Here is a 19,269-nt window from a genome sequence, read left to right as displayed (position 1 = left end):
CGCGTGGCCTGGCCGACGGGGCCGCAGTGTCGCGCACACGACTCGTCGCCGCCTGCGGTAGCAAGCGGTTCAAGAGGCTGTCTTGTCTGAGCCGAAAGCCGGTCAGGACGGTCAACGCGACGGGAGGCCGGGGCATCGTCATGGCGTGTCGTCAGATTTCCATGAGGTCCTTGCCGACCACGATGTTGCCCTTGAAGTGCCGACGCACGTCCTTGGTCCACATGTCGTCGGTGATGGTCGGGTCGCCGCCCGGCACGAAGTGGTTGAGCACCAGCGTCCCCACGCCTGCTGCCGCGGCGATTCTGCCGACCTGCTCCGTCGTCGTGTGGCTCTTGAGCAGGTGGTCGAGCAGCGTGGGCGCGTTGTCGTTCGTTTTCAGCAGCTTTTCCAGGGCTGGCAGATACATGACTTCGTGCACGAGCACGTCGGCCCCTTTGGCGAAACTGGCGAGACGTTCGTCATAGCGGGTGTCGCCTGAGAAGACGACGGTGCGCTCACGCGTTTCGAAGCGGTAGGCAAATGCCGGCTTGATCGTGTAGTGATCGACGAGCGTCGCGCTCACGCGTACCTGATCGTTTTCGAGCACCGTGCGCGGCGCATCGAATTCGTGGACGTTGACGAGCGGCCGGAAAGGCGGACGGCCTTCCTCGCGGGTTCGCACGTCGAGGTCGATGGCATTCATATCGACGAAATCGTCGACCATCTTCGCGATACGCGGCGGCCCATACAGATGTACCGGCGTCTGCAGCCCGCTCGCCCATGCGAGGAACACGAGGTTCAGCAGATCGGCGTTGTGATCGGAGTGGTGGTGCGTGATGAAGATGTCGCGGATAGTCGGCAGCCTGATTCCGGCTTTCGTGAGCTGCTGCGCGACGCCGTTGCCGCAATCCACGACGTATGGCTGTCCATCGACCAGCAGCACATTGGCCGGCGCCGCCCGCAACGCGGAGGGAGTGGGGCCGCCCTTGGTGCCGAGCAGGATCAGTTTCGTGCCGCGTGCGCTGCCGCCGCCGGCGTGGCCTGGGCCGCCGGAAGAAGGCGCCTTGTTGCCGGCGGACGTTCCGGCTCGCGCCGGCGTGAGCCACGGAAGCGACGCGAAACCTGCGGCGGTGACCGCCACGCGCATGAAGTCCCGGCGCGCACGGCTCAAGCGTTGTTCACTCATCCGTAGTCTCTTGGCGTTGTCGTGTTGAAGACGGGGCTCGCAGAGTCGGTGCAACAGATGAAGCGCGCTAGCGAAGGCGTCACTGTAGCGGCGCCGTGTCTGCGCATCAAACGGCGCAGGTCCCGATACCGGGCCGGCAGGGAACGAAAGATCAGCAAAGCAAAACGCTGCCGCTGACCGGGTACCGATATCGCCGCGCGTTATGATGCCAGTCGCAATCGAAGGGTCAGGCCCGGGTCGGCCTATTCCCTGGTGCTCTTCTCGTACTTTTCCGACGGCGTGCAGATTGGCCGCCAGGTGCGCTGTGGCGTACGCCAGTCCATTTCAAGCAGGCGTGACCGGCGCGCTCATGCGCGCCGGCTATGCCGCTGTACCGCTTCTACCAGCGCGCCGACGTGTTCGGGCTGCATGTCCGGCGACAGGCCGTGGCCGAGGTTGAACACGTGGCCGTCCAGCGAGCCGTTATTGCCGTCGGCATAGCTGCGCAGCACGCGCTGCACTTCGCGTTCGATCGCCTCCGGCGCGCCGTACAGCATCGCCGGGTCCAGGTTGCCCTGCAGGGCGACGCGGCCGCCGGTGCGGCGCGCGGCGTCGGCCAGGTCGATGGTCCAGTCCACGCCCACGCCTTCGGCGCCGGAGCCGGCCAGTTCCTCCAGGTAGGGCGCATTGCCCTTGCCGAACAGGATCAGCGGGGTGCGCTCGGCACCGTCGCCGCGCGCCAGTTCGCGGGCGATGCGCTGCAGGTAGGGCAGGGAGAACTCGCGGTACATTGCCGGGCTCAGCACGCCGCCCCAGGTGTCGAACACCTGCAGTGCCTGCGCGCCGGCCGCGCGCTGCGCCGCCAGGTAGGCGATCACCGCGTCGGTGTTGACCGACAGCAGCCGGTGCAGCGCCGCCGGGTCGTTCAACGCCAGCGCCTTGATCCGCGCGTAGTTGTCGCTGCCGCCGCCCTCGACCATGTAGCAGGCCAGGGTCCAGGGGCTGCCGGAGAAGCCGATCAGCGGCACGCTGCCGTCCAGTTCGCGGCGGATCACCCGCACCGCGTCCATCACGTAGCGCAGTTCGGTCTCCATGTCCGGCACCCCGAGCCGGGCGATCGCCGCGGCGTCGCGCACCGGGTGGCGGAACTTGGGGCCTTCGCCTTCGACGAAGTACAGCTCCAGGCCCATCGCATCGGGAATGGTGAGGATGTCCGAGAACAGGATCGCCGCGTCCAGCGGGAACCGTGCCAGTGGCTGCAGGGTCACTTCGCAGGCCAGCTCCGGGGTCTTGGCCATGGCCAGGAAGCTGCCGGCACGGGCGCGGGTGGCGCGGTACTCGGGCAGGTAGCGCCCGGCCTGGCGCATCAGCCACACGGGGGTCTGGTCCACGGGCTCGCGGCGCAGCGCGCGCAGCAGGCGGTCGTTCTTGAGCATGGGGGATTCCTTAGCGCGGCGCGTCGGCGCCACGGGTGAACATGACCTGGAAGCCGCGCTTGAGTTGCGCGTCGCGGGCTTTCTCGAAGGCGGCGTGGGCGTCGTCCTGCTGCAGGTACAGCTCGCGCCGCAGTTGCGCGCGGCCGCCGATCTGGCCGCTTTCGCGCAACAGTTCCCAACCGCCGAGCAGGTCCGGCTGCAGGATCAACTGGAGATAGCGTGGCGGCTCGTTGCCGTCGGGGCGTTGCTGGAGGAAGACGCGCATGCGCCGATTGTAGCGGTTGCCGGTGCGGGCGACGTGGCGCGAGCGCCGGAACGTAGCGGGCTGCCGTCAGCCGGCGCGGAAGCCGCGGCGGTAGGCCGAGGGTGGCACGCCCAGGGCGCGTGCGAACTGCTGGCGCAGCGCGCCGGCGCTGCCGAAGCCACAGGTGGCGGCGATCCGCTCCAGCGCCAGGTCGGTGCTTTCCAGCAGTTGCTGGGCGCGGACCAGGCGCTGGTGCGCCAGCCATTGCACCACGGTGGTCCCGGTCACCTGGCGGAACTGCCGGGTGAAGCTGCGCCGGCTCATCCGCGCGTGTGCGGCCAGTGCGTCCAGGCGCAGCGGCTGCTCCAGCCGCTGCAGCATCCAGTCCAGGGTCGGACCGAGCAGGGCATCGCGGCGGCTGGCCGGCAGCGGCTGTTCGACGTACTGCGCCTGCCCGCCCTGGCGGTGCGGCGCCACCACCAGGCGCCGGGCGATGCGGTTGGCGACCTCGGCGCCGTGGCGGCGGCGGACCAGGTGCAGGCAGCAATCGATGCCGGCCACGGTGCCGGCCGAGGTCAGCACGTCGCCGTCGTCCACGTACAGCACGTCCGGCTGCAGCCGCACCTGCGGGTGGCGCTGCGCGAAGCGGTCCAGTGCCGCCCAGTGGGTGGTGGCGGGGCGGCCGTCGAGCAGGCCGGCGTCGGCCAGCACGAAGGTGCCCAGGCACAGGCCCACCACCTGCGCGCCGGCGGCGTGGGCGCGGCGCAGGGCCTGGCACATCGCCGCCGGTGCCGGCTCGGCGGCATCGCGCCAGGACGGCACGATCACCGTGTCGGCGTCGTCCAGCGCCTCCAGGCCATGCTGCACCTGGATGGCGAACCCGGCGTCGGTGCGCAGCAGGCCCGGTTCGGCGGCGCACACGCGCAGGTCGAAGGCCGGCAGGTCGGTGTCCGGCCGCGCCTCGAACACCTGGCAAGGCACCGCGAGGTGGAAGGGGCTGATGCGGTCGAAGGCGACCACGGCGATGCGATGCGGCGACATGGCCCGATTTTAGCGAAAACGGTGTTTCGGGCCACTCGTCGCCGCGCACCCGGCCGCCGACACTGGCGGCCTCTCAACCCTGGAGCCACCGCATGTCTTCCCCCCGCCGCGCTTTGCTGGTCATCGATGTCCAGAACGAGTACTTCGACGGCGCGCTGCCCATCGCCCATCCGCCGGTGGCGCAGTCGCTGCCCCACGTCCTGCAGGCGATGGATGCGGCACAGGCGCACGGCGTGCCGGTGCTGGTGGTGCAGCACACCGCGCCGGCGCAGTCACCGGTGTTCGCCGACGGCAGCGCCGGCTGGGCCTTGCACCCGCAGGTCGCCGCGCGGCCGCACACGCGGCTGCTGCGCAAGACCCGGCCCAGCGTGTTCGCCGACACCGACCTGGCCGCCTGGCTGCAGGCGCAGGCGATCGACACCCTGACCGTGGTCGGCTACATGACCCACAACTGCAACGCCTCCACCGTGTACGAGGCCTTCCACCGCGGGCTGGCGGTGGAAGTGCTGGGCGACGCCAGCGGCGCGCTGCCCTACGCCAACGCCGCCGGCCAGGCCAGTGCCGAGGAGATCCACCGGGTGTTCGGCGTGGTGTTCCACAGCAACTTCGCCGCGGTCGCCGACACCGCGCAGTGGATCGCAGCGGTGGAGGCGGGGCTGCCGCTGCCGCGCGACAACGTCCTGCAGTCCAATCGCCGCGCGCGCGGCCTGGCATGAGCGCCGCGCCGCGGGTGCTGCGTGCGCGTGACTTCACCGGCAGCCGCGCCTGGGAGGCGCTGCCGGTGGCGCTGCTGGACGGGATCGGCGTGCGCATCCACTGGACCGACCAGCCCTATGTCTGGCACGTCAACGACGGTCAGGAGGTGTTCGTGGTGCTGGATGGACAGGTGCAGATGCGCTGGCGCGTGCATGGCGTCGAGCAGGTGGCGCTGCTGCAGGCCGGCGACGTGTTCCATGCGCCGGAAGGCACCGAGCACGTGGCGCACCCGCAGGGGCCGGCGCGGGTGCTGGTGGTGGAGCGCGACGGCAGTCCGTGAGCGCCGAGGCGTGGTTCCTGGCCGGCCGGCCCCGCGATCGTGCGCATGCGGTGGCGGGGCGTGCCGCTGTAGATGACGTGTGCCGAGGGCGACGCACATTGCGCGTGCTGATGTGCGTTCTATCACGGAGCCATCACTGTCGATGTGGCGTCATTGGGACAGGCTATACCGCTGCGTGCGCACAGAGATCCTGGTGTCACGGCATGGCCATTCACCACGAGTGCGGACGCGGCCGGCATGCGAAGCCAGAGCGATGGGCGGTTCCCTGGGCAGCACCCTGAGGTCGGCGCGGGACGGGATCCCGCGCGGCCTGCTGCCACCTTCGACGATTTCTCACTGCTGTGCGCGCCACCCTGGCGTGCCGGCGAGCGCGCCATGCCACGCGCCGCGCATGGCATGGGGCGTGTCGCGCTCTTCGCCGGACTGGCCGCGCTGTGCCTGCTGATCCTCGGCGGCTGGTATTGGCAGGCACACCGCCAACACCCCGCGCCGGCACCGGAGCCCTTGCGGGTGCAGACCATGACGGTCGTACCGCACCGGGTGCCGGACATCATCGAGACCTCCGGCACGCTGCTGTCGCCGCAGACCGTGGAGGTGCGCGCGCAGGCCGACGGGGTGCTGCAGTCGGTGCTGATCCATGACGGCGAGCAGGTCCACGCCGGGCAACTGCTGTTCACCATCGATCCGCGGCCGCTGCGGGCGGCGTTGACGCAGGCGCGCGCCACCCTGGCCCGCGACCAAGCGCTGGCGGCCGACGCGGCCGACACCGAGGCGCGCTACGCCAAGCTGTCCAGGACCGGCGCGGTCGATCCCAAGACCTACACCACCGCGGCCGACACGCTGCGCTCGCTGCGCGGCACCGTCGCTGCCGACCAGGCGCAGGTCGAGCAGACCCGACTGTCGCTGGCCTACACCCAGGTGCGCGCACCCATCGACGGCCGCGCCGGCGCCATCGCGGTCAAGCCGGGCAACCTGGTGTCCAGCGGTTCCAGCACGGCGCTGGTGACGCTCAACGTCAGCACGCCGATCGAGGTGCGCTTCGCCCTGGCGCATGTGCAGGTCGACGCCGTGCGCGCGGCGCCGATGGGGCGCCAGGGCCTGGGCTTGCCGGTGCTGGCGCTGGATGCGGTGAAGGGCACGCTGCTGGCTCGCGGCGAGCTGGCGTTCCTCGACAATGCCTTCGACACCAGCAGCGGCACCCTGGAACTGCGCGCGCGCTTCGCCAACGCCGGCGCCACGCTGTGGCCGGGGCAGTTCGTCACCGTGCGGGTGATCCTGGCGGAGGACCCGCAGGCCCTGGCGGTGCCCGAGAGCGCCTTGCAGCAAGGACAGCAGGGGCCGTACGTGTACTGCGTGGTCGCTGGTCGCGCCGTGGCGCGGCCGCTCAGCGTGGCGCGGATGATCGATGGGCAGGCGGTGATCGCCAAGGGCCTGCGCGCGGGCGATCGCGTCATCCTCACCGTGCCCAACGAACTGCGCGACGGCACCGCGGTGCAATCCGGCAACCCGCACGCCACGCCGAACGCGGCGGCGACCGGACGGCATGCGTGAACCTGTCGGCGCTGTTCATCCGCCGCGCGGTGATGACCTCGGTGCTGATGATCGGGCTGGTGCTGGCCGGCGGCATGGCCTACTTCGCGCTGCCGGTGAGCGAGCTGCCCGACGTCAGCTTCCCGACCATCACCGTCAACATGTCGCTGCCCGGTGCCAATCCCGAGACCATGGCCGCGGCGGTGGCGACGCCGCTGGAGCGCCAGTTCAGCGGCCTGCCGGGGCTGGACACGATGAGCTCGACCAGCAGCGTCGGCAGCACCCGCATCGTGTTGCAGTTCGCGTTGAGCCGCAATGTCGATGCCGCCGCGCAGGACGTGCAGAACGCGGTCTCGCAGGCGGCCGGCCTGCTGCCGCGCGAGATCAACCCGGCGCAGATCCAGAAGGAGGATCCCAGCGCCGCGCCGATCATGCACCTGATCCTGCGCTCCAGGACCATCGCGCTGCCGCTGCTCAACCAGTTCGCCAAGGATCGCGTGGCGCTGCGCCTGGCCTCGGTGCCGGGCGCGGGCCAGATCGACGTCAACGGCGCGCAGAAGTACGCGGTGCGCCTGTTCGTCAACCCGCACCTGCTCGCCGCCCGCCACCTGGGGTTCGACCAGGTGGTCTCGGCGGTGCAGGCGGGCAACAGCAACGCGCCGGCCGGCACGCTGATGGGGCGCGCGCGGTCCTACACGGTGCGCGCCGACGGCCAGCTCAAGCGCGCGGCCGATTTCGATGCGATGGTGCTGACCTATGCCGACGGCGCGCCGGTGCGCCTGCGCGACGTCGGCCATGCCGAAGACAGCGTCGAGAACCTGCAGACCGCCGCCTCGCTCAACGGCCAGCGCGCGATCGAGATCAACATCCATCGCCAGCCTGGCGCCAACACGCTTTCGGTGACCCAGGGCATCCAGGCGGCGCTGCCGGGGATCCGCGCGCAACTGCCCGGCGACGCCCAACTCGACGTGCTCTACGACCGCGGCGACTACATCGGCGCCTCGGTGGAGGACGTGGAGTGGACGCTGGTCGGCTCGCTGGTGCTGGTGATCGTGGTGATCCTGCTGTTCCTGCGCAGCTGGATGGCGACCCTGATCGTGGCGCTGGTGCTGCCGACCTCGCTGATCGGCACCTTCGCGGTGATGCGCCTGCTGCACTTCAGCCTGGACAACATCTCGATGTTGGCGTTGACCCTGTCGGTCGGATTCGTGGTCGACGATGCCATCGTGGTCATCGAGAACATCGTCCGCCACGCCGAGCAGGGCGCCAGCCGCATGGACGCGGCCATCGCTGCCTCGCGCGAGATCGGCTTCACCGTGCTGTCGATGACGGTGTCGCTGGCGGCGGTGTTCCTGCCGATCGTGTTCATGGGCGGGCTGGTCGGGCGGCTGTTCTCCGAGTTCGGCATGGTCATCGCGATCGCGGTGATCCTGTCCGGGATCGTCTCGCTGACGCTCACGCCGATGCTCGCCAGCCGCTGGCTCGATCCGAAGAAAAGCGCGGGCTGGGTGTTCGAGCGCTTCGACCGGCTGGTCGACGCCAGCGAACGCGGCTACGCGCGCTCGCTGGCCTGGGCGACCGAGCGTATCGGCCTGATGTGCGTGATCGGTGTGGCCACCCTGGTCGGCACCGCCGGCGTCTACGCCGTGGTCGAGAAGGGCTTCATTCCGCAGGTCGATTCGGGAAAGATCGACGGCGACACCCGCGTGCCGGAGGGCACCGCCTTCGCCGACTTCGTCGCCAAGCAGGCGGCGGTGGTGAAGATCATCCAGCGCAATCCCAACGTGGCCAACGTCGAGTCGGTGATCGGCTCGGACAATTCGCTCAGCAACAGCGGGCGCCTGCTGATCGGGCTCAAGCCGCTGTCCGAGCGCAGCGGCAGCGCCGAGGAGGTGATCCAGGAAGTGCGCAAGCAGGTCGCCGCGATCCAGGGCATCACACTCAACATGCGCAATCCGCCGGCGATCGACATGGGGCCGACGGCATCGAACGGATCGCTGCAGTACGTGCTGCAGTCCACCGACCAGAAGGCGCTGTACGCCCAGTCCGACACGATCCTGCAACGCCTCCGGCAACTGCGCGACGTGCAGGATCCGCAGAGCGACCTGCAGCTCAAGAACCCGGAGATCGAGGTGGTCCTGCACCGCGAGCAGGCCGCCGCGCTGGGCGTCACTGCCGCCGGCCTGCAGGACACCCTGGCGAGCGCGTATGGCGGCCGCAAGATCAGCACCATCTACGGCGACACCGATCAGTACGAGGTACTGCTGCAGGTCGAGCCATCGGCGCAGGCCGACCTCAACGGCCTGGATGCGCTGTCGTTCAACGGCAACCAGAACCCGGGCATCACCGCGATCGGCACGCAGACCTCCAACAGCAGTTCCGGCACCAGCGCGGTGCTGACCGCGGCCGGCGGCCCGATGGTGCCGCTGCGCGCGGTGGCCGACGTGCGCATGGGCGTGGGACCGGTGGCGATCAATCACTACGCCGGCCTGCCGGCGGTGACGCTGTCGATGAACCTGGCGCCCGGCGTGTCGCTGGGCGATGCCGCCGCGGGCATCGGCAACCTGATGGCGCAGACCCTGGGCAAGGGCGATGCGCGCGCGATCAGCGGCCAGTTCGCCGGCTCGGCACAGGCCTTCGAGAATTCGATGAAGACCCTGCCGATGCTGCTGCTGATCACCGTGCTGCTGATCTACGGCGTGCTGGCGATCCTGTACGAGAACGCGCTGCATCCGATCACCATCCTGACCTCGCTGCCGCTGGCCGGGTTCGGCGCGATCCTCATGCTGGTGCTGTTCCGCCAGGAGCTCAATCTCTTCAGCTTCGTCGGCCTGATCCTGCTGGTCGGGCTGGTCAAGAAGAACGGCATCATGATGGTGGACTACGCGCTGGACCTGGAGCGCTCGGGCGATGCGCGTTGGAAGCAGCCGCGCGCGGCGATGCTGGAGGCGGCGACCGTGCGTTTCCGCCCGATCATGATGACCACGCTCGCCGCGGTGCTGGGCTCGCTGCCGATCGCGTTGGGCGTGGGCGCCGGCGCCGAAGCGCGCCGCCCGCTCGGCATCGCCGTGGTCGGCGGCCTGTTGTTCTCGCAGGCACTGACCCTGTACCTGACCCCGGCCTTCCACATCGCGATGGCCGAGTGGCTGGCGCGCCGTCGCGCGCGCCGCGATGGGGCGGCGCCGCCATCCGCGCCGACGCTGCCGGAGCCGGCCTGATGCGCGTGCTCGCACTCGGTGTCGCGTGCCTGCTGTCGGCGTGCAGCCTGACGCCGGCCTATGTGCGGCCCGCCGCCCCGATCCCGCCGTCGTGGCCGGTGGGCGACGCCTACCTGGCGCAGCACGAGGCCACGCTGCCGTCGCTGAGCTACCGGCAGGTGTTCGGCGACCCGCGCCTGCGGGCGCTGATCGCCCAGGCGCTGGACAGCAACCGCGATCTGCGGATCGCGCTCGCCGATATCGCCCAGGCGCGGGCGCAATACCGGATCCAGCGCGCCGCCCTGTTGCCCGAGGTCGGCGCCAGCGCCACCTATGCGCGGTCCTATCGCGGCAAGGGCGCGGCGCCGGCCAACGACGCCACGCAGGGCGGCAACGCAGCGGCCGCGCCGGCGGCGGGCTACGCGAGCAACTACGACCTGGGCCTGGGCGTCACCGCCTTCGAACTCGACCTGTTCGGCCGTATCCACGCGCTGTCCGCGGCCGCGCAGCAGCGCTACCTGGAACAGGAGGCGGCGGCGCGCGCCACGCGCCTGACCCTGGTCGGCGACATCGCCACGGCGTGGCTGACCTATGCCAGCGACCGCAGCCTGCTGACGATCGCGCAGGACACCGTGCGCAGTGCCGGCGCCAGCGTGGCGCTGACCGCGCAGCGGGTGGACGGCGGCATCGTGCCCCACTCTGCGCTGGACCAGGCCAACCAGGTGCTGCATGCCGCGCAGTCCGACCTGGCCGCTCAGACCACGGCGATGGCGCAGGACATCAATGCGCTGCAGGTGCTGGTGGGCGCTCCGGTGGATCCGACGCTGTTGCCGGCTTCGATCGCCGATGCCGCGGCACGCATCGGCGATCCGCCGGCCGGCCTGGACACGACCATCCTGCTGCGCCGGCCCGACGTGGTGCAGGCCGAGTACGAACTGCGCGCGGTCAATGCCGAGATCGGCGCGGCCCGCGCCGCGTTGTTTCCGCGCATCAGCCTGAGCGGCCTGCTGGGCTTGACCAGCACCGCGCTGTCGGACCTGTTCACCCACGACGCGTTCAACGGCTCGGTGGGCGCGGGCGCCGCCTACACCTTGTTCGATGGTGGTGCGGCGCGCGCCAACGTGCGCTACACCGAGGCGCAGCGCGACGCCGCCGTGGCCGGCTACGAAAAGACCGTGCAGATCGCCTTCGGCGAAGTGGCCGATGCGCTGGCCCGGCGCGGCACCATCGATGCGCAGTTGCGCGCGCAGCAGGATCTGCTCGCCGATGCCGCCAATACCTACGATGCCAGTGCGCAGCGCTACCGCGTCGGCGTGGAGAGCGCGCTGTCCAACCTGGATGCGCAGCGCAGCTACTACGCGGCGCAGCGCAGCCTGGTCGCGGTGGAACTGACCGCGGCGACCAATCGGGTGACGCTGTATCGCACGCTGGGCGGCGATGCGTCCCTGGAGCCTGCCCAGCCCTGAGTGCGCTGGACGCGGGTGGGCGACACGCTGCAGCCGGGAGCGCTGCATGGCGTGCCGCCGGTGGTGCGCTTACTTCAGGTGTTCGCGCAGCCCGTCGCCGGCCTGCTGGATCGCGGTCCGCACCGCGGGCACGTCGCGCAGGGCATTGAGCAGGCCGAAATCGTGGATCAAGCCGTTGTAGCGGGTCACCGTGACCGTCACCCCGGCCTGGTCCAGCTTGCGGCCGAAGGCTTCGCCCTCGTCGCGCAGCACGTCCAGCTCGGCGGTCTGGATCAACGTCGGCGGCAGGCCGGCGAGCTGCGCCGGGGTCGCGCGCAGCGGCGAGGCGGTGATCTCGGCGCGGGCCTTGGGATCGGTGGTGTAGTTGTCCCAGAACCACGTCATCATGTTGCGGGTGAGGAAGTAGCCGCTCTGGAACTGCTGGTACGACCGGTCGTCGAAGCGGGCGTCGGTCACCGGCCACAGCATCAGGTCGTAGCGCAGCGCCGGCGTTCCGGCCGCCTTGGCCTGCAGCGCCACGGCCGCGACCATGTTGCCGCCGACGCTGTTGCCGGCCAGCGCCAGGCGCTTGCCGTCCACGCCGATCTGCGCGCCGTGCTCGGCGACCCAGCGGGTGGCGGCATAGGCCTGGTGGATGGCGACCGGGTACTGCGCTTCCGGCGACGGCGTGTAGTCCACGTAGACGGCCACCGCGCCAGAGGCGTTGACCAGATCGCGGATCAGGCGTTCGTGGGTCGGGAAGTCGCCCAGCACCCAGCCGCCGCCGTGGAAGAACATGAAGGCCGGCAATACCTGGCCGGTGGTGTGCGGCGGCCGCACGATCACCAGGTTCAGCGGCTTGCCGTCGGCCTGGATGGTGGTGCGGCTGACCTCGGCCGGCGGCAACGGGGTATTGGCCTGGGCATCGACCAGCACCTGGCGCGCCTGCGCCGGGGTGAGCTGCTCGATCGGCTTGCCGCCGCTGCCGTTGAGCGCATCGAGGAACTTCGCGACCGGGCGCAACGGCGCGGGCTGATCGGCGGGCGTTGCGGCGGTGGCGGTGCCGATCGCGCCGGCCAGCAGCGAGGTGGCGAGCAAGGGGAGCAGGGTCTTCATGGCGGTTCCTGGGGCATGCCGGGCGAGATGCCGGCGACAGGAGTGACTTTGCGCGCCAGGACGGTACGATAAGTGGCGAATCGTCCATGAAACTTTACCTGGAGTCCTGAGTGACCGACCGCCTGGCCGCCTTGTTGACCCACTTTTCGGTCAGCGCCGAGGTCTTCCACGCTGGCACCCTGTGCGGCCTGCACCGGCTCGACGATGGCGACCGCGGGCAACTGCACCTGCTGCGCGAGGGCAGCGTGGTCGTCCACAACGGCGACGGACAGGTGCTGCGGATCGATCGACCCAGTCTGCTGCTGTACCCGCAGGCCATGCCGCATCGCTTCGAGATCGATGCGCAACGCGGTGCGGATTTCGCTTGCGCGCACCTGCGCTTCAGTGGTGGCGCAGCCAATCCGCTGGTGCGCGCCTTGCCGGCCTGCATCTGCCTGCCGCTGGACACGCTGCGCCAGGGCGAGTCGCTGCTGCGGATCCTGTTCGAGGAAGCGTTCGCGCGGCATTGCGGGCGCCAGGCGGTGTTGAACCGGCTGTTCGAGGTGGTGCTGGTGCACGTGATCCGCGAGTTGATGGAGCAGGGGCTCGCCGACGGCGGCATGCTCGCCGGCATGGCCGATGCGCGGCTGCGGCTGGCGCTGACCGGCATCCACGACGCCCCGGCGCAGCCCTGGACGCTGGAGAGCCTGGCGGCCCGTGCCGGCATGTCGCGCAGTGCGTTCGCGCGCAGTTTTCGCGAGACCCTCGGCTGCACGCCGGGCCAGTACCTGCAGGACTGGCGCATCGCCCTGGTGCAGCGCGGCCTGCGCGAAGGGCGGCCGCTGAAGCAGCTTGCCGACGAAGTGGGCTACGGCAGCGAGGCCGCGGTGTCGCGCGTGTTCAAGGCGCAGGTCGGGCAGACCCCGCGCGCGTGGCGGCAGGCACGCTGAGTGCGGGTGGGACATGTGCAGGCGCGCCAGCGCGACCGGCGCGCGTGGGCGGCTGTGGCGTAAGCGATGCGCCGGCTCAGCCGGCGGCCAGCACCGCCAGCACCTCGGCCTCGTCCACGTCGGGGACGATCTCGGCGTGGCCGATGCCGCGCCACAGCACCAGCCGCAGGCGGCCGGCCAGGTTCTTCTTGTCCAGGCGCATGCGCGCCAGCAGCGCCTCCGGCGCCAGCCCGGCCGGCAGCGCGGTCGGCAGGCCGAAGTCGTGCAGCAGCGCGCGCAGCTGCGCCGTGTCCTGCGCGCCGGCCATGCCCAGCCGGGCCGACAGCTCGGCGGCCAGCACCATGCCCACCGCCACTGCTTCGCCGTGGTTGAGGTTGGCGTTGTCCGGGGCGCCGTAGCCCTGTTCGGTCTCGATGGCGTGGCCGAAGGTGTGGGCAAGGTTGAGCAGGGCACGCTCGCCCTTCTCCAGTGGATCGCGGGCGACGATCTCGGCCTTGTGTTCGCAGCTGCGCGCGATCGCCTGCGCCAGCGCGGCCGGCTCGCCGGCCAGCAGTGCGCGGCGTTCGGCATGCAGCCATTCGAAGAACAGCGGGTCGCGGATGGCGCCGTACTTGATCACCTCGGCCAACCCGGCGCGCAGTTCGCGCGGCGGCAGGCTGCGCAGCGTGGCGGTGTCGGCCAGCACCGCGCGCGGCGGATGGAAGGCGCCGACCAGGTTCTTGCCCTGCGGGATGTCCACCGCGGTCTTGCCGCCGACCGAGGAGTCGACCATCGCCAGCAGCGTGGTCGGCAATTGCACGCAATCCACGCCGCGCATCCAGCAGGCGGCAGCGAAGCCGGCCAGGTCGCCGACCACGCCGCCGCCCAGCGCCAGCACGCAGGCGTCGCGGGTGGCGCCGAGGGCGGCCAGCGCAGCGATCGCCGCGGCGAAGTGGTCCAGGGTCTTGGAGGCTTCGCCGGCGGGGATCACGAACTCGCCGATCTGCAGCTCCGGGCGTGCCGCCAGCAGCGCGCTGCGGACCTGCGCGGCATACAGCGGCGCCACCTGGCTGTCGCTGAGCAGCAGCACGTGGCGGCCGCGCACGTGCGCGGCGAGGGCGGCGCCGTCGTCGAGCAGGCCGGGGCCGATGTGGATGGTGTAGGCCGGGTCGCCAGCGACCTGGACCGTGCGCGATGCTGTCGTCATGCAGTGGGTTCCGGAAGTTTCCACGACGCGGCCAGGCGCACGACCAGCTGTGCGGTGGCTTCGGCCGGGGTGAAGTGATCGGTGTCCAGGATCAGGTCGGCGACCTCGCGGTACAGCGGTTCGCGCACCGCGTGCAGGTCGCGCAGCACCTGCTCGCGGTCGCCACGTTGCAACAGCGGGCGGCTGCGGTCGCGGTGCAGGCGCTGCAGTTGCGCGGCCACGCCGACCCGCAGGTACACCACGAAGCCGTGTTCGCGCATCTCGCGGCGGCTGTCGGCATTGAGCACGGCGCCGCCGCCGGTGGAGATCAGGTGGCCGGGCGTGCTCAGGATGCTTTCCAGCACCGCGCGCTCGTGCTCGCGGAAACCGGCTTCGCCGGCGTGCTCGAACAGCGAGGCGATGCTGGCGCCGGTGCGCTCGACGATGGTCTGGTCGCTGTCGACGAAGACCAGGCCGAAGCGCTCGGCCAGGCGGCGGCCGATGACGCTCTTGCCGGCACCCATCGGGCCGACCAGCACCAGGTTGGGGGCGGGATTCATCCGCCGATGCTAGCAGAGACCGGCGCCGCCTCGCGCGCTGCGCAGGCCCCGTGCGCGTGCCGTCGTGCGGCGAGGCGTGCGTCGCGCGGTGCATGGCGCGACAATGGCGCATCGTCCGCCGAGTGCCTGTCGCCATGCCCGATCTCTACGCCGAAGCCCTGTCCACGTTCGCCGACCTGTTCGCCGAGGCGCGCACCAGCGACGAGGCCGAATACAACGCCATGGTCGTGTCCTCGGCCACGCTGGAGGCACGCCCCTCGTCGCGCGTGGTGCTGCTCAAGGCCTACGACGCGCGCGGCTTCGTGTTCTACACCCACCTGGACAGCCAGAAGGGCCGCGAGCTGCAGGCCAATCCGCAGGCCTCGCTGCTGTTCCTGTGGCGGCGCATGCGCGAGGACGGGGTGCAGGTGCGCATCGACGGCGAGGTACAACTGGTCGCAGCCGCCGAAGCCGACGCCTATTTCGCCTCGCGCCCGCGCATGAGCCAGATCGGCGCCTGGGCCTCGGCGCAGTCGCGCACGTTGGAATCGCGCGAGGAGTTCGAGGAGCGCGTGGCCAAGGCCGAGGCCACCTTCGAGGGCCGCGAGGTGCCGCGTCCGGATGGCTGGGGCGGGTTCCGCGTGGTGCCGCGCAATTTCGAGTTCTGGTACGGCGCCAAGTACCGACTGCACGAACGCTGGCGCTATGAAGCCGATGCCGCCGGCCACTGGAGCAAGCGGATGCTGTTCCCGTGAGCGGCGCCGGCCCGGCCTGCCGCGCCGCCGCCGCGGTGCACGCGTGCCCGCACGAGGCGCGCTGAGCATGGGCCCGCAGCGCATCGTCTGCCTGACCGAAGAGCCGACCGAGACGCTGTACGCGCTCGGCGAGCAGCAGCGCATCGTCGGCATCAGCGGCTTCACCGTGCGCCCGCCGCAGGCGCGCCGCGACAAGCCCAAGGTCAGCGCCTTCACCAGCGCCAAGATCGGCGAGATCCTCAAGCTGCAGCCGGACCTGGCGATCGGCTTTTCCGACATCCAGGCCGACATCGCCGCCGAACTGGTGCGGCACGGCGTGGAGGTGTGGATCGCCAACCACCGCAGCGTCGACGGCATCCTCGACTACATCCGCCGGCTCGGCGCGCTGGTCGGCGCTGGTCAGCGCGCCATGGACTACGCCGACGATCTGCAGCGCGGCCTCGATGCCATCGCCGCGCAGGCCGCCACGCTGCCGCGGCGGCCGCGGGTGTACCTGGAGGAATGGGACGAGCCGATCATCACCGGCATCCGCTGGGTCGCCGAACTGGTGGGCATCGCCGGCGGCGACGACGTGTTTCCGGAGCTGTCGGTGCAGCCGTTGGCCAAGGCGCGGATCCTCGCCAACGGCGACGAGGTGGTGCGGCGCGCGCCGGACATCGTCCTCGGCTCCTGGTGCGGCAAGCGCTTCCGCCCCGAGCGCGTCGCCGCGCGGCCGGGCTGGGCGGCGATGCCGGCGGTGCGCGACGGACAACTGTTCGAGATCAAGTCGCCGCTGATCCTGCAGCCGGGGCCGGCCGCGCTCACCGACGGCGTGCGCGCCATCGCCGACATCATCCAGGCCTGGGCCAGGGGCGTGGGCGCGACGTAGCGCTTTTCTCGATCCCCGAGCAGGCCGCGTCGTCTGGCAGGTGCACACCGGCCAGGCTCCACCAGAAGCACCGCAATCCCGCGTCCATGGCCGCGTCATCGTTCGGGTGCGGGCAGAGGATCGTTGCCTCGCTCGTCTCTGCCGCACGTGTGCGCCAGCACGGCGCGACGTGCGCGGGAATGGACGACACGGTCTAGCCTGGCGCCGGCTGGGTCCGGCCGGCGATGCCCAGGCCGAGCAGGGCCATCAGCGCGGCGACGGCGAAGGTGGACAGGTACGCCGCCGCCGCCGAGTAGGTCAGTAGCGCAGAGAACAGCGAGCCGCCGACCGCCAGCGTGGTCGCCACCGCGATCGCTTCGCTCAACTGCAGCGCCGAACTGTTGCGGCCCTGCCGCGCCGGCGGCGACAGGGTCAGGGTCAGCACCGCCAGGGTCGGATAGATCAGGCCCATGCCGAGGCCGGTGGCGGTCCAGCCGCCGATCGCCAGTGCCGCCGGCACCGACGGCAGCAGCGCCAGCGTCGTGGTCGCGATGCCCAGCGCCATCAGCGTGCAGCCCAGCTGCAGCCGCCGCAGGCGGGTGGCGTCGCGGCCGTAGTGGCCCTGGTACCAAGAGCCGGCGAACCAGCCCAGCGCGCCGGCGCTCAGCGCCACGCCGGCCCACACCGGCGACAGCCCGCGTTCGCGCGACAGCAGCAGCGGCAGGAACGCCTCGCAGCCGAAGAACGCCGAGCCGGCGACGCCGCGCAGCGCGATCACGCTGGGCAGGCCGCGCGCGGCGTGCAGGGTGCCGGCAGGCAGCAATCGCCAGGTGCACAGCACCAACAGCACCAGCGCCGCCGGCAGCAGCAGCGCCGCCCACAGCCCGCGCTGCTGGCCGCCCAGGTACAGCAGGCAGACGCCGGCCGCCGCACCCAGCGACCATAGCCGCGATGCGCCACTGGCGCCGTCCGCGCTCGCGGCGGGCGGCAGGCGCCGCAACGCCGGCCACAGCATCGCCGCCGCCGGCAGCGCCAGCAGCGGCACTGCCAGGAACACCCAGCGCCAGCCGACGTGTTCGACGATCAGCCCGCTGATGCTGGGGCCGATCAGCGACGGCACCACCCAGCCGGCGGAGAACGCGGCGAACATGCGCGGGCGGATCGCCTGCGGATACAGCCGCGCGACCAGCACGTACAGCACCACCGAGATCGCGCCGGCACCCAGGCCCTGCACCAGCCGACCGGCCACCAGCAGCGTCATCGACGGGGCGAAGCCGGCCAGCAGCAGGCCGCAGACGAAGCAGGCCAGGCCGGTCCATAGCGGCGCCGCCGGCCCATGCAGATCGCTCCAGCGTCCGGCCACGGTCATGCCGATCACGCTGGTGGCCAGGGTGCCGCCGAAGGCCAGCGCGTACAGCCGCAGGCCCTGCAGTTCGCCGGCCACGGTCGGCATCGCCGCGGCCACCGCCAGCGCTTCGAAGGCGATCAGCGACACCAGCGCGACCATGCCGATGGTGGTGGCGCGATAGGCCGGCGCCAGCACGGAACCGGCAGCGACAGGAGTGGACGGGACATCGGCGGCAGCGGCGTGGTCTTGCATCGGAGTACCTGGGAGAACGGATGGACATCTGCCGGCGACGACTTGCGTGGGCGCGTGCAGGCCGTGCAGCATGCAACCTCAACCGGACTCGAGGTCAAGCGATGCAGGAGGAACTGAGCGTGGGGCAAGTTGCCGCGCGCAGCGGTGTGGCCGTGTCGGCGCTGCATTTCTACGAGAGCAAGGGCCTGATCCGCAGCATGCGCACCGCCGGCAACCAGCGCCGCTACACCCGCGACGTGCTGCGCCGGCTGGCGGTGATCCGCGTGGCGCAACGCGTCGGCGTGCCGCTGGACAGCGTCAAGGCCGCCTTCGCGCAGTTGCCCGACGCGCGCACACCGACCCGCGCGGAGTGGGCGCGGATGTCGGCGGCCTGGCGCGAGGAACTGGACGCGCGCATCCTGCAACTGACCCGCCTGCGCCACCAGCTCACCGACTGCATCGGCTGCGGCTGCCTGTCGCTGCGCCGTTGCCGGCTCAGCAACCCGGCCGATACCCTGGCCGCGCACGGCGATGGGCCGCAACGCTGGGCGGAGGAGTGAGCGGCGCGTCCTGCGTACGGTAACCGCGCGATGTCGCTGCGGTTGCCGCGCCCCCTGCGCACGACGGTGCCGCAATGTGGATCGAGGCAATGTGGGAGGGACTTCAGTCCCGACGCGATGTCGGTGGCCGTCGCGGTTACCGAGCTTGTCGAGCATGGTGGAGACGTGGCGCTTCACCGCGCCCGTCAGCGCGAAGAGCGAAGAGGACAGGCGCCTGACGCTGCAGGCAGTCGGGACTGAAGTCCCTCCCACAACGCGCAGCTGTGATCGCCCTGGTATGCATAGGTCGGTTTGTCTGTAGGAGCGGCTTTAGCCGCGACATGCCTTACCGGTAACGCCCGGTCGCGGCTGAAGCCGCTCCTACGGCACGCGACGGCGCCGCCATGTGGGATCGGGACGGTGTGGGAGGGACTTCAGTCCCGACGCGATGTCGGTGGCCGTCGCGGTTACCGAGCTTGTCGAGAAAGATGGAGACGTGGCGCTTCACCGTGCGCTTCAGTCGCGACGAGCGAAGAAGAAAGGTGCCTGATGCTGCATGCAGTCGGGACTGAAGTCCCTCCCACAACGCGCACCTGTGATCACCTTGATCGGTGTCCGTATGTCGGGTTGTCCGTAGATACCGTCTTACCCCCTAGCAGGCAAGGCCCCTTTTCGGGTCGAACGCGGTGCCCGATTTGAGGACGCCATAGGCGAGGTGCAGGAGCTT

17 protein-coding genes are annotated in these 19,269 nt (G+C 70.8%); 9 read left to right on the top strand and 8 right to left on the bottom strand.

The annotated features are described in order from the left end of the window. Positions 1-151 precede the first annotated feature (151 nt). The 4 genes from FHR66_RS17045 to FHR66_RS17030 all read right to left on the bottom strand — a co-directional run bounded on the left by FHR66_RS17045 (position 152) and on the right by FHR66_RS17030 (position 3,865). The gene (locus FHR66_RS17045; RefSeq protein ID WP_160965494.1) at positions 152-1,165 is read right to left on the bottom strand and encodes an MBL fold metallo-hydrolase; all 1,014 of its coding nucleotides are present in this window, start codon (positions 1,163-1,165) and stop codon (positions 152-154) included. 347 nt (positions 1,166-1,512) lie between these two features. Then, positions 1,513-2,580, bottom strand: a complete 1,068-nt coding sequence (gene hemE, locus FHR66_RS17040; protein WP_160965492.1) for a uroporphyrinogen decarboxylase — start codon at positions 2,578-2,580, stop codon at positions 1,513-1,515. Between the two features lie 10 nt (positions 2,581-2,590). After that, positions 2,591-2,845 (bottom strand): WGR domain-containing protein, encoded by a 255-nt coding sequence (locus FHR66_RS17035; protein ID WP_160965490.1) that lies wholly within the window; start codon positions 2,843-2,845, stop codon positions 2,591-2,593. Positions 2,846-2,911: 66 nt separating this feature from the next. Then, entirely contained in the window at positions 2,912-3,865 is a 954-nt protein-coding gene (locus FHR66_RS17030; RefSeq protein ID WP_160965488.1) for a GlxA family transcriptional regulator, read from the bottom strand. Positions 3,866-3,957: 92 nt separating this feature from the next. Between FHR66_RS17030 and FHR66_RS17025 the strand changes: the two genes are divergently transcribed. The 5 genes from FHR66_RS17025 (at position 3,958) to FHR66_RS17005 (ending at position 11,094) form a co-directional block, all read left to right on the top strand. Further along, positions 3,958-4,581 (top strand): cysteine hydrolase family protein, encoded by a 624-nt coding sequence (locus tag FHR66_RS17025; RefSeq protein WP_160965486.1) that lies wholly within the window; start codon positions 3,958-3,960, stop codon positions 4,579-4,581. Further along, a complete protein-coding gene (locus FHR66_RS17020) occupies positions 4,578-4,901 on the top strand; it encodes a cupin domain-containing protein (RefSeq protein ID WP_160965484.1) in 324 nt (107 codons plus the stop codon). Before FHR66_RS17025 ends, FHR66_RS17020 begins: the two co-directional genes overlap by 4 nt. Before the next feature lie 375 nt (positions 4,902-5,276). Further along, positions 5,277-6,452, top strand: a complete 1,176-nt coding sequence (locus FHR66_RS17015) for an efflux RND transporter periplasmic adaptor subunit (protein ID WP_237475250.1) — start codon at positions 5,277-5,279, stop codon at positions 6,450-6,452. Further along, positions 6,449-9,649 carry an efflux RND transporter permease subunit gene (locus FHR66_RS17010; protein WP_160965482.1) on the top strand — a complete coding sequence of 1,067 codons (3,201 nt, stop codon included), beginning with the start codon at positions 6,449-6,451 and terminating at the stop codon, positions 9,647-9,649. Before FHR66_RS17015 ends, FHR66_RS17010 begins: the two co-directional genes overlap by 4 nt. After that, positions 9,649-11,094 carry an efflux transporter outer membrane subunit gene (locus tag FHR66_RS17005; RefSeq protein ID WP_202394574.1) on the top strand — a complete coding sequence of 482 codons (1,446 nt, stop codon included), beginning with the start codon at positions 9,649-9,651 and terminating at the stop codon, positions 11,092-11,094. The genes FHR66_RS17010 and FHR66_RS17005 overlap by 1 nt, the downstream gene beginning before the upstream one ends. A 69-nt stretch (positions 11,095-11,163) precedes the next feature. On the opposite strand, the gene FHR66_RS17000 is transcribed toward FHR66_RS17005, so the two are convergent. Continuing rightward, a complete protein-coding gene (locus tag FHR66_RS17000; RefSeq protein ID WP_160965480.1) occupies positions 11,164-12,189 on the bottom strand; it encodes an alpha/beta hydrolase in 1,026 nt (341 codons plus the stop codon). Positions 12,190-12,299: 110 nt separating this feature from the next. Here FHR66_RS17000 and FHR66_RS16995 point away from each other — a divergent pair, with 110 nt between their 5' ends. Further along, complete coding sequence (locus tag FHR66_RS16995; protein ID WP_160965478.1) at positions 12,300-13,118, top strand: cupin domain-containing protein; 819 nt, start codon at positions 12,300-12,302, stop codon at positions 13,116-13,118. Positions 13,119-13,194: 76 nt separating this feature from the next. On the opposite strand, the gene aroB is transcribed toward FHR66_RS16995, so the two are convergent. Both aroB and FHR66_RS16985 read right to left on the bottom strand, forming a co-directional pair. Next, on the bottom strand, positions 13,195-14,304 hold the full coding sequence (aroB, locus tag FHR66_RS16990; RefSeq protein ID WP_160965476.1) for a 3-dehydroquinate synthase: 1,110 nt from the start codon (positions 14,302-14,304) through the stop codon (positions 13,195-13,197). Beyond that, positions 14,301-14,843: a shikimate kinase gene (locus FHR66_RS16985; RefSeq protein ID WP_017910873.1), complete on the bottom strand. Its 543-nt coding sequence runs from the start codon at positions 14,841-14,843 to the stop codon at positions 14,301-14,303. Before FHR66_RS16985 ends, aroB begins: the two co-directional genes overlap by 4 nt. Positions 14,844-14,977: 134 nt before the next feature. Between FHR66_RS16985 and pdxH the strand changes: the two genes are divergently transcribed. After that, the gene (gene pdxH / locus FHR66_RS16980) at positions 14,978-15,577 is read left to right on the top strand and encodes a pyridoxamine 5'-phosphate oxidase (RefSeq protein ID WP_160965474.1); all 600 of its coding nucleotides are present in this window, start codon (positions 14,978-14,980) and stop codon (positions 15,575-15,577) included. Between the two features lie 67 nt (positions 15,578-15,644). Further along, positions 15,645-16,445, top strand: coding sequence for a cobalamin-binding protein (locus FHR66_RS16975; protein ID WP_160965650.1), 801 nt, complete (start codon positions 15,645-15,647; stop codon positions 16,443-16,445). A 193-nt stretch (positions 16,446-16,638) separates the two neighbouring features. On the opposite strand, the gene FHR66_RS16970 is transcribed toward FHR66_RS16975, so the two are convergent. Next, on the bottom strand, positions 16,639-18,024 hold the full coding sequence (locus FHR66_RS16970; RefSeq protein ID WP_160965472.1) for an MFS transporter: 1,386 nt from the start codon (positions 18,022-18,024) through the stop codon (positions 16,639-16,641). Between the two features lie 101 nt (positions 18,025-18,125). Here FHR66_RS16970 and soxR point away from each other — a divergent pair, with 101 nt between their 5' ends. After that, positions 18,126-18,563, top strand: a complete 438-nt coding sequence (soxR, locus tag FHR66_RS16965; RefSeq protein ID WP_160965470.1) for a redox-sensitive transcriptional activator SoxR — start codon at positions 18,126-18,128, stop codon at positions 18,561-18,563. Positions 18,564-19,269: the final 706 nt, after the last annotated feature.

Source organism: Xanthomonas sp. F4 (genome assembly GCF_011761895.1).
This window is presented reverse-complemented; position numbering and strand designations above follow the sequence as displayed.